This window comes from Paenibacillus sp. FSL P4-0184 (assembly GCF_038004625.1).
Classification (GTDB): domain Bacteria; phylum Bacillota; class Bacilli; order Paenibacillales; family Paenibacillaceae; genus Paenibacillus_AQ.
The window spans coordinates 4,855,029-4,870,404 of the sequence record NZ_JBBORN010000001.1; the positions used below are offsets into that span (position 1 = coordinate 4,855,029).

Below are 15,376 nucleotides of genomic sequence, written 5' to 3' on the forward strand. Positions count from 1 at the left end.
ATATATCGAATGAAATATAAAAACCCTTCGTTATCTATTGCTGAGCGTGTTGCAGATTTGTTGGCCGAAATGACGCTGGAGGAGAAGCTTGGACAGCTTCTCCAGCCTTTTGGCTGGAAGACATATGTAAAAGGCGACGGAGATGTTCAGCTCACGGATACATTTAAAGACGCAATTGCGAATGGTGGAGTCGGTTCACTATATGGTGTGCTTCGAGCAGATCCATGGACAGAGGTTACACTTGAAACAGGCTTGTCCCTGCGTGAAGGGGCCGAGGTTACTAATCTTATTCAGCGATATGCAATGGAGCATACGCGACTGGGCATTCCAATTCTATTTGGTGAGGAATGCTCCCATGGACATATGGCCATAGGGAACACGGTGTTCCCTGTACCACTGACCATAGGAAGTAGCTGGAATACAGAGTTGTTCCGACAGGTTTGTCAAGCTGTAGCGGTAGAGACTCGTGCACAAGGGGGAGCAGCTACCTATTCTCCTGTATTGGACGTGACACGTGATCCGCGATGGGGGCGGACAGAGGAATGCTTTGGTGAAGATCCTTATTTGATTAGTGAAATGGCAATAGCTGCGGTGAAAGGGTTGCAAGGGGATTCGTTAAATACGGATCATACCATTCTTGCAACCTTGAAGCATTTTGTAGCTTATGGTAGTCCAGATGGTGGGCGTAATGCGGATACCGTACGTATGGGCATGCGTGAGCTGATGGAGAAGGATTTACTTCCTTTTCAGCGTGCGGTTGCGGCAGGAGCCAAATCCATTATGACGGCCTATAACGAAATTGATGGGGTACCTTGTACGTCTAGTAAAGAGCTGTTGACGCATATTTTACGTGACAAGTGGGGCTTTGACGGCTTCGTCATCACGGATTGTGGAGCGATGAGCCAGCTCAGACATGGTCATCAAATCTGTGAGACGGAAGAGGAAGCGGCCAGCCTAGCATTGAAAGCGGGCGTAGATATGGAGATGTCCGGTGAGACCTTTGGCCAATATCTACAATCTGCTCTTGATCAGCAATTGATCGCGGTGTCAGATCTAGATCTTGCGGTGGAGCGAATCTTGCGCTTGAAATTTGAATTAGGATTATTCGAACGTCCTTATGTGAATCCAGCGTTGGCAGAGCAGGTTATTGGTCAATCCTCTCATCGAGAATTGGCTCGGCAAGCTGCACGCGAAGGCATTGTGTTACTGAAGAATAAGGAACAGGCATTACCGTTATCTCCATCCCGTGGCAAGATCGCCGTGATTGGACCGAACGCGAACAATATGTATAACCAGTTAGGCGATTATACGTCACCGCAGGAGCGGGAGCAGATTGTTACCGTGTTGGATGGCGTTCGCGCGAAGTGTTCAGGCTTTAGTGAGGTTGTGTATGCACCAGGCTGTCGAGTGAAGGACCCATCTCGGGAAGGATTCGAAGCGGCGATCGCAGCTGCGGCTTCAGCAGAGACAATTATTGCTGTTGTAGGCGGATCGAGTGCACGTGATTTTGGAGAAGGTACGATTGATTTGAAGACTGGGGCTGCGGTCATTACCGATACGTTTATGCTAAGTGATATGGATTGTGGAGAAGGCTTTGATCGTGCCCAACTGAATTTATGTGGAGTACAGCTCGAGCTGTTGCAGGAGCTTCACAGTTTAGGCAAGAAGCTGATTGTTGTGTATATCAATGGTCGCCCAATTGTTGAGCCATGGATTGATGAGCATGCTGATGCGATTGTGGAGGCATGGTACCCAGGGCAAGAGGGCGGTCATGCGATTGCGGATATCCTGTTTGGTGACTACAACCCATCAGGAAGATTAACGCTATCAATTCCGAAGCATCTGGGACAATTACCTGTGTACTATAATAAGAAGCGTTCGCGTGGGCATCGATATTTAGAGACGGATTTCCATCCGCAGTATGTATTTGGGTATGGGCTTAGCTACACGAGCTTTCACTATGACAATATACAATTGAATCAACCAAGTATTTCTGTTGATGGTACGTGTACGGTTTCAGTGGATGTGATGAATACGGGTGATATGGCTGGACACGAGGTCGTGCAATTGTACATCAAGGACTGTGTTAGTTCGATATCACGCCCGGATAAGGAGCTGAAGGGCTTTTGTAAAATTTATTTGGAGCCTGGGGAGAAGCGTACCGTTCACTTTACTATTTCATCACAGGAGCTGCAATTTGTCTCAGCAGATTTAACGTGGATCGTCGAGCCGGGTCGATTTGAACTTTATACGGGCTCGAATGTAGAGCAAACATTGTCCATCGATTTACAGGTTGTACAATGAGTGCGATGAAGCGGACGAACGATCAGGGGGATTATTAATGATTAGAATACAACGGTTCATTCGAGAGTTATCTGAACGACAGTGGCTCGAATCGATCCCCATTAAAGACTGGGACGTACAATCAACAGAATATATTTTACCGGGTAAATATTCGGAGGAACGCGCTTTTGTAGGAAGCGAAGCCTTTGATTTATTCCCAAGCAAACAAGGTACAACGTATATGCTGCGTACGACGTTATCCATTCCGAACGAATGGCCTGAGGATGCAGTAGGGTTATATTTTACCTCTGGATCAGGTGGGGAAGGGCTGCTTCGTATTAACGGACAGTCCTTTCAAGGGTTGGATCGAAATCACCCATTTGTAAAATTACCTGATCGGGTTGGCAAACAAATCGAAGTGGAGATTGAACTGTTTGATGCTGTACCGGAGCCTGTGGATCCCTTAAATCAGCAAGCAACCATTCATGCACCCATTCGCAAGATTCATAGCACGCTAGTCTATGTGAACACAACAGTGCAGTCGTTGATGTATTCTGTGAGCGTCATTATGAATGCTGCGGAATTGCTACCAGCGTCAGATTTTCGTCGTACTCGCGTGATGGAAGCTCTATATACAGCTATGGATGCATTTACTTTGCTATCACAAGAGAAGATTGCAGGCGGTGCCGCAGCTTCAATTGAACACCACCTTGTCGAACAAATAAGACAGATCGGTGGCAATAGCGAAGGTGTCATCCATATGGTAGGACAATCTCATATTGATATTGCATGGCTGTGGCCATGTCGTGAGACAGTGCGTAAGACGAGTCGGACGTTCTCAACTGTAAATGCTTTAATGGATGAATTTCCTGAATATCGGTATGCACAGAGTCAGCCGTTGCTCTTCGAGTATTTGAAGTTGAATGATCCAGTGTTATATGAGCGTGTAAAAGAACGAATTCGTGAAGGCCGCTGGGAGCTTGTCGGTGGCATGTGGGTGGAGCCGGATCTCAATATACCAAGTGGTGAATCATTGATGCGGCAAATGCTCTACGGTCAACGATTTTATCAGCAGGAATTTGGAAAGCGATCCTTTATAGAATGGTTACCGGATACCTTTGGCTACTGTGCATCATTACCGCAAATTTTGAAGCATGGTGGCATGCGTTACTTCATGACGACGAAGCTGAATTGGAATGATACGAACCCATTTCCGTATGACTTGTTTTATTGGGTAGGCATTGATGGAACGCCAATACTATCGTATTGCAACCATGGGGTAAACGAGGATACGCAGCCGAAGGATGTTCATGAACATTGGCAATCTTATAAAGAGAAAGTTAAGCATCCGGAACAAATGTTATTGTATGGGCATGGGGATGGCGGTGGTGGTGTCACGCGTGAGATGCTCGAATATATTCATCGCTCGGATCTCATGATCGGTCAGCCCTCATCTCAATTTAGTAGCGCGGAGGCATTCTTCACGGGTATTTCCGAAGCAAATCCAAATTTACCGAGCTGGCACGGTGACCTGTATCTTGAATTACATCGAGGTACTTATACGACACATGGGCGTAACAAACGTAATAATCGGAAGGCTGAGGTTCTGTATCGTGAAGCAGAGTTATGGTCTACGTTGGCACGATCATTGCTGAGCTCAGAACAAGCAAAGACGTTACAGCATGATTTACATGAGGGATGGAAGTTGATTTTATTAAATCAGTTCCACGACATTATTCCGGGTTCTGCCATTACAGAAACGTATGAGACATCGATGAGAGAGTATGAGGAAGTATTCCAGCGCGGGAAGACAAGCTTAGAGATCGGGATGGCAGCCATTGCATCTCATGTTCAGATCGAAGGGACGATGGAAGGAACACCGTTCCTTGTATTGAATAGTATGGGCTGGAGCCGTGATTGTGTATTAGAGCTGACTACCCAGGATCTTATCGATCAAGGTGTTACGAATATTGAATGGAATCGCTTAACGATCGTGACTACGGATGGTGAATCATTGGATTATGAAGTTAGTAGCCATGGAACGACCAAGATCCTTCGAATTCGCGTACCGAATGTTCCAGCAATGGGCTACAATACGATTCTAGTACGTGAAAATGAAGTAGCTGCAGTGCCAGAATCGCCGAAAGTATTACCAAAGCTGCTTGATGAGTGGGAGACAGCCTACTATCGTATACGCTTCAATGAACAAGGAGAAATCATAAGCTTATACGATAAACAAGCGAATCGTGAAATCGTGAAGGCGGGAGAGCGGGCGAATCAGTTCCATTTCTTCCATGATCGTCCGACGCTATGGGATGCGTGGGACATTGATCCGCGCTATGAGCAACAGTCTGCTGGAGAGGCATTTCTGTTAGAGAAGAAGCTAATCAGCTCAGGAGCTGTTGCTGATGTTATAGGCTTCCGTTGGCGTATAGGACAATCCACGATTGAGCAGGAGATGGTTCTATATCATCATCATGCTCGCATTGAGTTTAGAACAAAGGTGGATTGGCAGGAAGCTCATAAGCTGCTGAAGGTGGGCTTCCCACTCGATGTTGTAACAAGTCGAGCCACTTATGAAATACCGTTCGGTGCTTTAGAGCGGAATACACATCGCAATACAAGCTGGGATCAAGCGCAATATGAAGTATGTGGTCATCGCTTCGCTGATGTGTCTGAGCATAGCTATGGTGTCAGTGTGCTGAATGATTGTAAGTATGGTTATGATACCCAAGGAAGTACGATTCGTCTTTCCTTGCTACGTGCGCCAAGATGGCCGGATATATCGGCAGATCAGGGATATCATGAGTTCACCTATGCACTGTATCCACATGCCGGCGATTGGCGCCAAGGACACACACTTCGAGCAGCAGCAGAGCTGAATCATCCACCTGCTTATATTGCAGCATCCACCGTAGATGCTACAGAGCTACAGAGCACGAATGTATGGGATCGATGTTGTTCATTGCTTCCTTTTACAAGTGAGCATGTTGTCTTGGAGACGGTCAAATGGGCTGAGGATGACGATGGCATCATTCTTCGTATGTATGAATCCGCTGGAGGTCGTGAGACGATCGAGCTGAAGTGGCCGTATCCACATCAAGCGGTGTATGTATCGAATGCCTTGGAAGAAGAAGTCATGTTAATGGACAGCTGGCAACTGACCTTTACACCTTATGAAATAAAAACGATCAAGATTAAGACTGTATAGTCAAAATTGGACGAATCCTGCATCTGAAAGACATAGGAAGACGACTGCGGTTCGTTCTCTTCCTATGTCCATTTTGGAATGATATTGACGCTAGGCATCCATCAATCTATGTTCGGAGGTTGAATTAGCATGATCATGGCAACATCAGTACTAAACAATTCGACAGCATGGAAAAGACCTACAATAATTACGAAGCCTACCTATACTTCGGGCACGAAAGATCCTGTGATATGTCTCAATACATGTCTTGAGAATCAATGGTATTTCAGTATGAATCCACTCTCAACTGAACATATTGAGGCACAAAACCTCGATTCTTATGATTGGCATGAAATCATTGTTCCTGGTGAAGTTGCTATGCAAGGCTATAATATCGAAAATGACACACCATACTACTACACAACTTCTTTTATGATTCCAGAAGATTATGATGGAAAGCATGTAATCCTAAGGTTCCATGGTATATATTCCAAAGCTAAGGTATGGATAAACGGTTTGTATAACCGTGATCATCAGGGTGGATTTACGACATGGGATTGTGATATTACGGATCAGATCCGCGCTGGGCAAGCTACTACTATCGTCGTTGAATTCATCGATGACATATGGGACCCTTCAATTGGTAGCAAATACGCTCATCATAATATTGGTGGGATTCTAAGATCGATAGAGCTTATTGCAGTACCTAAGACGCATCTTACTAGATTTCATTATGACATTGAATTTGACACCGCTTACAATAACGCGTTTTTGCATGTATCATTAGGTGCCGAACTGAATCAAGCTAATGCTGCTTATGTTCAATTGGAGCTAACAGACCAACAACAATCCCTCGTAACACTTGAAGAGCACTCTATCTTTTTTGAGCCTGAGCAACAACACCTCGATATATCCTTCAACATTCAACACCCAAAGAAATGGAATGCTGAGCAGCCCTATCTATACACCCTACATGCCAAGTTATTTGACGATGAGCATCAATTGATCGAGCAAGCTGAAGTACAGGTTGGATTCCGACAAATCTGCTTCGCAGGAAAGAACGGGACAGATCCGAAAGAAATCTACATTAATGGAGAACGAATTAAATTAAGAGGCACATGCCGCCATAGTATCCATCCAAAGCTCGGTAGAACAACAACACCAGAAATGGATATACAGGATGTCATATTGCTACGAGAGCAAAATGTTAACTACGTACGAACCTCCCACTATCCACCATCGGAGGAGTTTCTTGCGGCGTGCGATGAGCTTGGCATGTATGTAGAGGAAGAAACAGCCGTTAACTTCCAGTATGCAAATGGACCTGGACCATGGCGGGATGACGAACCATGGTATATGAATCAATTAGCAGAAATGATAGAACGTGATCGTTCTCATCCTAGCGTCATAATATGGTCATTAGCTAATGAGAGTGGCTGGCACGCTAATGAGGAAGGGGATAAATTCAGAAGACAACTGCAGTACGTTCAGCAAGAGGAGACGACTCGGCCAACTAAATTCAGTTATCCGTTCTTAGTTGAGGATGGCAGTACAACCGATATTTACAGCGCACATTATATTGATTATACAAATGATATGGATTATCACTTAGTCACTTATGGGGTGTCTGAGAAAGATATCGTAATTAACTATTCTTCCCCTGTTATTCATGATGAATATGCACATATCGCTTGTTATAACATCGAGGAACTTGAACGAGACAATAACGTACGCAACTTCTGGGGTGAGAGTGTATATAAGATGTGGGATAAAATTGTAAATACGCATGGTGCGCTTGGTGGTGCATTGTGGGCTAATATTGATGATATATTCTTCCTGCCAGAAGGTGTCCCCGAACGACATCAACAGCATTCAATTGGTACTGCCGCAGGTTACGGAGAATGGGGGAATATGAGTGATGTCTGGCGCAGACAAAAGCCTGAATATTGGATGACTAAGAAAGCCTACTCCCCAATTCGGATTATGGAAGGCACCGTAGGGAATCCAGGATATGCCCCACTCGTCATCTCAATTAGTAACTGGTTCAATCACACTAACCTGAATGAAGTGAACATTTGCTACAGCATTCACGTGGATGGGCAAATTATTGCTCAACCGTCTTTCTATGGACCTGATATTAAGCCATACTCAAGTGGGCAACTCGAACTTCCAGCACGAGATTGGAGCGATCGAGAGCGCATACATTTACAGTTTCAAACATCGGATGGGATAGTCGTAGATGAATATCTGCTCCCAATTGCAACAAGAAAGTTCATATTCTGTGATGCCCAGTATGAAGCATTAAAGGTCGAAGAAACGGATGAGCAATATCTCATTCGTAACAACATGGTTTCTTTCACATATTGCAAAGAATCAGCGATGCTCTCTCAAGCAACTTTCCAAAACCGAGTCATACTTACAGGTGGCCCGCATTTGAATTTGACTGGTGTCGAGCTTGGTCATTGGATTCCAGGTTCCATTCATGTAGAAACTTGCGAGAATGACCAGCAGATTGTAGTCACAACTACTGGTCATTACACACTAGGCATAAAAGTTTTATTTGTTCAGAAGCTGTTCGCAAGTGGTAAATTTGAAATTCGCTATACGGTGGACAATGTTGAACTTGAGCTTGAGATACAAGAACTTGGTGTAGCAATCGATATGCCTGAGCACATCGATTATGTGGAATGGCAGAAATCAGGACGATTCAGTGTTTATCCTGAGAATCATATAGGGAGACTTACCGGGCGTGCCAACCGGGTTCGTAAAGCTAGTGATGAACAACCAGATGTTTACGGAGAGCAACCTGCGTGGGAATGGAAAGACGATATGCGCAACTATTATTTGGAACGTAAAGACGATTCTACTAAAGGAATAGTTACTAATGATTTCCAAACGATGCGAGAGTATATTCACTTCTATGCTGTTGGCCTAGCAGATACGGACGCCACTCTACGCGTAGAATCCAACGGAAACGAGGCTGCTCGAATAGCTTATATGTATCAACCGCCTACATTAGTTAGTTATGCGGATACCGATTCATTAACCTATAAGGGTGAATGGCAGCACCTACAAGATTCAAAAGCTATCATAGGTACGGTGTGGCATTCGAATACTCCGGGATCTACCATTGAACTCTCATTTTACGGTACAGGCGTTCAGTTCATGTATAAGAAACATAAAACTGGTGGAACGATGCATGTTCACGTAGATGATCAGCCCAAGCATATCATTGGTACACATAGTGATATTGGTATGCCACTGTACCAACAACGATTTACTTGCAGAGAACTTCCACTCGCGTACCATAAGATTACCATTGGAGTCCCCTTCGATTACGAGGGAGCGGAAGTTGTCATCGAGGCATTCGAAATTCTGAATGATACCATTCCTGCAAAAATCATAGCACAGCTTATTATCAATCAAGCCTGGTATTACCCAGCGTTAGGCTGGGGGAACTATTGCGGAGAACCAATCCGTATTGAATCAGGTTATTCGCAAATGACTACGTTCAGAATGACTAATAATCCTCAAATGATTATAGAGTACGGTAAATAACGTATGATAGTATGAAAGGTCGGCTACTCAAATAATGGGTAGCCGACCTTCCATTTTTTATGAGAAAAATTGATCAATACCTTTGAACGTATTCTCTATAACATGCTCAGATGTATAAATAGATAGATGATGTGGTAGTAGTCCCTGTTCGTGCGCAGGTCCAAATACATCAAAACTTTTCGCGATTTGTCCGCCAAGCACGAGTAGCTGTGCTCCAAAGCCCACGATATAGGGATCAAGCATCTCAGCTAGACACGAACCAAATTCTTCGAATACTTGTTGATAGGCGAGGTTTCCCTGTCTTGCCAGATCAGCGAGCTCCTTCACATCCATGCCTTCTATCCAAACGTTCCTGTGCGGCATGTAGAATACCAGGACGGGAGAACACTTCATCGATCATTGTATGGCGATAAGGCTTATCATAGAGCTCTCCATTACGAGGAACTCCCTCACCCTCAATTCGGATTTTTCCTTGATCAATGAAAGCAGAGCCCAGCCCTGTGCCGAGTGTTAAAGAGATAAAACGTTCTTGTGGAACACTGCAGCAGATAAATCGTTCGATAATGTTGTTCCAAACATATATTGGTATTGCATGATCGTCATGAATTGCTGGAGCGTAGTGCTGGCATCCTCACTTGCAAGCGAAGGGACTTGGAATTGAGAAGCTTGAATGGAGCAGCCATTCATGACGAGACTGGACTTGATAAAGGTCCCGCCAACATCGAGTACGATAACGAATTTAGTCTTCAAGAAAGCTCACATCCCAAGATTTGGATACCCCAGTTTTTATGAGCGTACAGGGCTGGCTACCTAAATTCTCAACTCGATAGGCACCGAATGCAGCAGGCAGGATATAGGACTCCGCATACCGGAATTCGACTGAGACGGATTCATTGTCGCAGGATATAATTCTCACCTTCTCACCTTCTACGAGATTGAACATGACCATTTGGTGATCCGTATGATCTTCCCATTAATCAGTTAAATGTAATCGGTGTACATAGAAAAGTAGATCCTCTCGTTGACCAAGTTCCACCATTTCGTTGCGACCTTGAGATTGTAATAGTACGGGCTTAGCGATTAAATTCTCGTGCACCCACGCTGTTTTCTTATAGAAATCAATATTCGGAAAGGCGTGATCAATATAAATCGGACGAGGTTTACCATCCATTCCTTTGCGCAAGAAATCATAGATTTTAAACGCAAACCACCATGTTGTTGATGAAATCTCGAGGACAAGATTATTTTTTCCTGATGCATGCATTGTACCTGTTGGAATGAGGAATAGGTCGCCTTTTTCAGCTTCAAACTCGTTTACATAGTCTTTTAATGGGATAGGAATAGCCGTTTCCTGCGCTGTCTTCACCGCTTGATAGAAATTTTCTTCGGTGCAAGTATCCGTTAATCCCAAGTAGACATGGGATGTTCCTTGCTTCTCCATAATGTTATAGGATTCTTGCTGCTCCATAAATTCATTAAATTCACTTCGAATATAGGATTGCTTAGGATGGACTTGGCAAGATAAATTGTCACCCTCTATCGTATCCAATTAGTCGAAGCGAATCGGGAAGTAATCTCCGAATAATTGAACGTTGCGTTCGCCGAGAATGGCAAGATACTCATAATGCATCACAGTAAGGAAGGGGATTTCGATGTACTCACCTTGATATTCCAGAATAATAGAGTTCTTCGGTGCGATCGCTACATATATAGTAACATGCCTGTTGTTTAACCATTCTTAAAGCTTTCAATAAACTTGGAAGCTAGTGATGATAAGTATTTATCTTTGATCCAGACGGCGGCGACCCGCGTGCGAAGCGACTCACTACTGATTTCTTTATAGATCAAATTACGATTACTCGTTAATTCGAAAGCGGATTTGGGGATAATTCCGATGCCAAGACCAGCATTTGCCCAGAGCAGTGTTGTTCGCGCATCATCATTCATACAGAAAATTAGCGGATCAAAACCATTCTCAAGACAGGTTTCCCGGATAAGCTGCTCAAAACGGCGGTAGATAATGAGCGGCTTATCTTTTAACTCACCGATCTCAACGAAGTTTTCATCTGTTTTCCAGTCATACTCTGGAGTCATTACGGCAATCATAGGCTCAGCTTGTGTGTAAAGACATTCTAAATTTGTAGCATTAAAGGGTGTCCGAACAATGCCAATCTCGACAATGCCCTTGTTCAAAAGGTCGATGATTCTGAAGGTATTCCCTTCATGGATTTCAAATTTAACGCCTTGATACGTTTTGTGAAACTCACATAGTCGATCTTGGAGCAGGGTCGCTCCTGAGGAAGACACAGTGCCAATGGCGAGAGTTCCTTTTAAGCCTTTGACAAAATCATTGAGCTCCCGGGCAGTGGAATCAGCTAGCTCCAGAATTTGTTGAGCCCGGTCACGCAAAATGGCTCCTGCTTCGGTAAGTTGTACACTGCGCGGACCTCGATCTACAAGCTTGACGCCTAGTTCTTCCTCAAGCAGCTTAAGCTGTTGACTGAGCGGAGGCTGAGCCATTTGCAGCTTTCTGGCTGCAGAAGTAATCTGTCCTTCCTCAGCGATAGCCATAAAATATTTAAGCTGTCTAATATCCATAAAAAGAATCCTCCGAACTTGAGATATGTTAATCGTATGGGAGCGATACGAATCAAATATTATTAATATGTGAGTAGATATGCCATAATCATAACTGTTATTATACATATTTCAAGTGCTTAAATACTTCTTATGTTGGGTGTGGATGACGTTGTTTAAAATTGCAGTCTATTTAAAGCCGTACAAAAAAGAAGCCATCATCGGTCCAATCTTCAAGCTGATGGAAGCGATTCTGGAGCTGATTTTGCCTACTATTGTCGCATTAATCATCAATAACGGGGTAGGAAATCATGACAGTGCTTATGTATACCGTATGGGTGGCCTGATGGTGCTGATGTCTCTGCTTGGATTCGGTTGCTCCATGGTGTGCCAATACTATGCAGCACGAGCATCTCAGGGATTCGGCACGACGCTTCGTAATAAAATGTTCAAACATATTACATCTTTATCGTACGCTGAGCTGGATACGTTCGGTACGCCTACGCTGATTAACAGAATTACCAATGACGTAAACCAGCTGCAGATTGCAGTGGCTATGCTGATTCGCCTGGTTATTCGTGCGCCGTTTATCTGCATCGGGGCTATCATAATGTCCATGATTTTGGATTTTAGATTATCGCTGATTTTAATAGCGGCAACGCCGATTTTTGGCATTATATTATATTTTATTATCACTCGAAGTGCACCTTTGTATCGAAAATACCAGCAGAAGCTGGATGCCCTTGCGCTCGTTCTTAGTGAGAATTTGTCGGGGATACGAGTCATTCGTGCTTTTGCGAAGAGACGTACGGAAAAAGAACGTTTTGATGCCTCATCTGAGGATTTAACCACTACAGCGATCCGGGTCTCGCGGATTTCCGCTTTACTTGGACCTATGACGACACTTGTAGTAAACGCGGCGATCATAGCTATTTTATGGGTAGGTGGAATTCACATTGATGGGGGGCGATTGTCTCAAGGTGAGATCATTGCCTTTATCAATTACGTCACTCAAATCTTGCTGGCACTTATAGTGGTCTCCAACTTGGTCATTATTTTTACAAAAGCCTCATCTTCTGCCAATCGTGTGAATGAAGTGCTGAGTGTCAAAGCATCCGTGTCCGAGGACGGGAATGTTGTGATGACTGAACCTGATCATACCGCTCCTGCCATATCATTCGATCATGTATCGTTTGGTTATAATACAACAGGAGAATTGGCATTAGAGGATATTTCGGTAGTCATTAACCGCGGAGAAACTGTGGGGCTGATTGGCAGTACGGGTTCTGGTAAATCTACTTTCGTGAACTTAATTCCACGTTTTTATGATGCAGTGCAAGGTGAAGTTAAAGTGGATGGAGTGAATGTCAGAGATTATAAGCTGCATCAGCTTCGTGAGAAAATAGGGATTGTGCCGCAAAAAGCAGTGTTGTTTACTGGAACAATCGTTGAGAATATTCGTTGGGGTAAGGAAGACGCAAACGAGGAAGAAATCATGCAAGCAGCCTCTGTTGCTCAGGCGGAAGAGTTTATTCGTAAATTGCCAGAAGGATTGAATACGCAGGTATCACGTGGCGGACTTAATTTATCCGGGGGGCAAAAGCAGCGCTTGACGATAGCTCGCGCAGTGGTAGGTAAGCCGTCGATTCTAATTCTGGATGACTCCTCCAGTGCGCTGGATTTCGCTACTGATGCGGCTCTACGTAAAGCGCTCAAAGAGAGTAGCCAGCAAATGACCGTACTCGTTGTCTCGCAGAGGGTGAGCACTGTAAGGCAAGCGGATAAAATTATGGTATTTGAGGAAGGGCGGATCGCCGGTGTCGGAACCCATGAGGAGCTGATGCGTGGTTGTGAAGTGTACAAAGAAATCTGCCTGTCCCAGCTATCGAGTGAGGAGTCGGGCCAATGAACAAAAACAACATTTGGAAAAGACTAATTGTATATACAGGACATTATAGAAAAATAGCTATTGGGGCAGTTATATGCGCGTTACTCAGTGTGATCGCCAGTCTAATCGGACCACTACTTATCGGTAAAGCCATTGATTTTATGATCGGACCGGGAGAGGTGGATTTTGACGCCGTACTTAGACTGCTTTTGATTCTGGCAGCGGTATATATTGTCGGCAGCTTTTTTGGATGGCTCCTTACCTATCTGACGAATCGAATCGCCTACCGGACTGTATATGACTTACGGCGGGAGCTTTTTGATAAATTAAATGTTTTGCCTTTAAAATTTCACGACAACCACCCGCAAGGAGACAGTATCAGCCGGTTTGTTAACGATATGGATGCCGTCTCTGATGGACTGCTGCAAGGTTTCTCCACACTGCTTACAGGGATCATCACCATTGTTGGGGCAATTGTGCTTATGTTGTACATCAGTCCTCTGATGACCTTAGTAGTTCTTCTGTCAGCACCCGCCACCTTTTTTGTGGCCAGATTTATTACGATGCGCTCTCAAAAGATGTTTAAAGAGCAGGCGAAGATTCTCGGTGGTCTCAATGGCTATGTGGAGGAAATGATCGGCGGGCAAAAAGTGGTCACTGCTTATCATTATGAAGAACGTGCAATGTCTCAGTTTGAAGAACAAAACGAGACGTTATATCAGACTGGTGTGAAATCACAATTTTATGGCTCCTTATCCAATCCGACAACGCGGCTAGTAAATAACGTTACGTTCTCAGTTATAGCTATGATCGGTAGTGTTATGGTAATTCGGGGTCATTTCACGGTAGGGGATCTGTCCAGTTTCTTGATCTTTTCCAACTTGTTCGCTAAGCCGTTTAATGAAATAACTGGTGTGATTACACAGCTTCAATCGGCAACTGCCTCTGCGCAGCGGATCTTCGCCATTCTCGATCTAACACCAGAACCCGCTGATTCTAAGGGCGCCAAAATCATGAGTACAAGTCAAGGAACCATTACCTTCGAAAAAGTATCATTTGCTTATAATCCAGAACGTCCCTTGATTAACGATTTCAGTCTAGAAGTGAAGCCCGGTACCCGAGTTGCGATTGTAGGTCAGACTGGAGCAGGGAAGACGACGCTGGTAAACCTGCTCATGCGTTTCTACGATGTGGACCGTGGGTCCATCAAGATTGATGGTGTGGATATTAAGACCATTACGCGTGACAGTCTACGACGTAATTTTGGGATGGTGCTGCAGGATACTTGGCTCTTTGGGGGCACGATCAGAGATAATATTGCTTACGGGAAACCTGGGGCTACAGAGGAAGAAGTCATCGCTGCTGCTAAAGCTGCTAATGCTCATAGCTTCATTAAACGTCTGCCTGAAGGGTATGATACGAAGATCAGTGGCTCAGGGGATAATCTCTCCCAAGGACAGAAGCAGCTGCTTACCATTGCACGAGTAATGCTTGTAGATCCGCCTATGCTCATCTTAGACGAGGCTACAAGCAGTATTGATACATTAACTGAGGTACGGATTCAGAAGGCTTTTCTGACTATGATCGCTGGTCGGACCAGCTTTGTGATTGCCCACCGATTGTCAACGATTCGAGAGTCGGATCTCATTCTTTTCATGAAGGATGGAGACATTGTGGAGAGTGGTACGCATGATCAACTCCTAGCCAGCGGTGGATATTACGCCAGATTATATAACAGTCAGTTCGCCTCAGCGTAGACTTTGTGAAGAAAAAGAAGTGTTCGACCCAATTTTGGGTGAGGATGCTTCTTTTTTTGTCAGTAGCATGGCATTTACCGTCCCGTAAATGAAACCTCAGGTGGTTCCCTTCGTATCCTTAAA

At 44.5% G+C, this 15,376-nt stretch carries 10 protein-coding genes; 5 read left to right on the plus strand and 5 right to left on the minus strand.

What is annotated here, in order from left to right:
• Positions 1–9: 9 nt before the first annotated feature.
• The 3 genes from MKY52_RS21410 to MKY52_RS21420 all read left to right on the plus strand — a co-directional run bounded on the left by MKY52_RS21410 (position 10) and on the right by MKY52_RS21420 (position 9,031).
• On the plus strand, positions 10–2,304 hold the full coding sequence (locus MKY52_RS21410) for a glycoside hydrolase family 3 N-terminal domain-containing protein (RefSeq protein WP_339796663.1): 2,295 nt from the start codon (positions 10–12) through the stop codon (positions 2,302–2,304).
• A 37-nt stretch (positions 2,305–2,341) separates the two neighbouring features.
• Positions 2,342–5,494 carry an alpha-mannosidase gene (locus MKY52_RS21415; protein ID WP_341053231.1) on the plus strand — a complete coding sequence of 1,051 codons (3,153 nt, stop codon included), beginning with the start codon at positions 2,342–2,344 and terminating at the stop codon, positions 5,492–5,494.
• A 129-nt stretch (positions 5,495–5,623) separates the two neighbouring features.
• Complete coding sequence (locus tag MKY52_RS21420) at positions 5,624–9,031, plus strand: glycoside hydrolase family 2 protein (protein ID WP_341053232.1); 3,408 nt, start codon at positions 5,624–5,626, stop codon at positions 9,029–9,031.
• A gap of 57 nt (positions 9,032–9,088) precedes the next feature.
• Here MKY52_RS21420 and MKY52_RS21425 read toward each other — a convergent pair whose 3' ends face one another.
• From MKY52_RS21425 to MKY52_RS21445, 5 genes are all read right to left on the minus strand, one after another.
• Positions 9,089–9,358, minus strand: a complete 270-nt coding sequence (locus MKY52_RS21425) for a hypothetical protein (RefSeq protein WP_341053233.1) — start codon at positions 9,356–9,358, stop codon at positions 9,089–9,091.
• Between the two features lie 183 nt (positions 9,359–9,541).
• Positions 9,542–9,781, minus strand: coding sequence for a hypothetical protein (locus MKY52_RS21430; RefSeq protein ID WP_341053234.1), 240 nt, complete (start codon positions 9,779–9,781; stop codon positions 9,542–9,544).
• Positions 9,771–9,947 carry a hypothetical protein gene (locus MKY52_RS21435; RefSeq protein WP_341053235.1) on the minus strand — a complete coding sequence of 59 codons (177 nt, stop codon included), beginning with the start codon at positions 9,945–9,947 and terminating at the stop codon, positions 9,771–9,773. The genes MKY52_RS21430 and MKY52_RS21435 overlap by 11 nt, the downstream gene beginning before the upstream one ends.
• Before the next feature lie 57 nt (positions 9,948–10,004).
• Positions 10,005–10,499, minus strand: a complete 495-nt coding sequence (locus tag MKY52_RS21440) for a hypothetical protein (protein ID WP_341053237.1) — start codon at positions 10,497–10,499, stop codon at positions 10,005–10,007.
• Positions 10,500–10,759: 260 nt separating this feature from the next.
• The gene (locus MKY52_RS21445) at positions 10,760–11,629 is read right to left on the minus strand and encodes a LysR family transcriptional regulator (RefSeq protein WP_076286242.1); all 870 of its coding nucleotides are present in this window, start codon (positions 11,627–11,629) and stop codon (positions 10,760–10,762) included.
• A gap of 151 nt (positions 11,630–11,780) precedes the next feature.
• On the opposite strand from MKY52_RS21445, the gene MKY52_RS21450 reads away from it, so the two are divergent.
• Positions 11,781–13,517 carry an ABC transporter ATP-binding protein gene (locus tag MKY52_RS21450; protein WP_341053238.1) on the plus strand — a complete coding sequence of 579 codons (1,737 nt, stop codon included), beginning with the start codon at positions 11,781–11,783 and terminating at the stop codon, positions 13,515–13,517.
• Positions 13,514–15,253 (plus strand): ABC transporter ATP-binding protein, encoded by a 1,740-nt coding sequence (locus MKY52_RS21455; RefSeq protein ID WP_076300585.1) that lies wholly within the window; start codon positions 13,514–13,516, stop codon positions 15,251–15,253. The genes MKY52_RS21450 and MKY52_RS21455 overlap by 4 nt, the downstream gene beginning before the upstream one ends.
• Positions 15,254–15,376: the final 123 nt, after the last annotated feature.